Below are 386 nucleotides of genomic sequence, written 5' to 3' on the forward strand. Positions count from 1 at the left end.
ATTCGACATTCCGGAGAAATCGCATCTGAAAAATTTAAAATTTTGTATGAGAGTAAAGAGCATATTCACCCAGTGACAAAAGAAGAGAGAGAAAGATTACAAAATGAATGGCTTTCACTTGCTAAAGAAAATCATACGCTGCGGATATGGAAAAAAGGACAAGTGATCAGCGTACCAGAAGATGAATTTGATGCTTATTTAGTGAAAATGGCCAAGCGGGTTCATCAGTCTGAGCCTGAAGAGGAATTCATCAAAACTCCACGTTTAATAGGAGAAATCATCGGTTATTTAGATCAGTATATCGGCGATGATTTTATTGAGTATCGAATCAAGACATTAATTGATCAAGGCATTTTTGACATGATAGGGAGTCGAACTTCCATGCG

1 protein-coding gene is annotated in these 386 nt (G+C 37.0%); it reads left to right on the plus strand.

Features of this window, described 5'->3' with window-relative positions:
* The coding region (locus GFC01_RS18590; RefSeq protein ID WP_194175058.1) for a DUF3658 domain-containing protein at nt 1–386 on the plus strand (386 nt) is incomplete at both ends.

This window comes from Desulfofundulus thermobenzoicus, from assembly GCF_009428905.1.
GTDB lineage: Bacteria > Bacillota > Desulfotomaculia > Desulfotomaculales > Desulfovirgulaceae > Desulfofundulus_A > Desulfofundulus_A thermobenzoicus.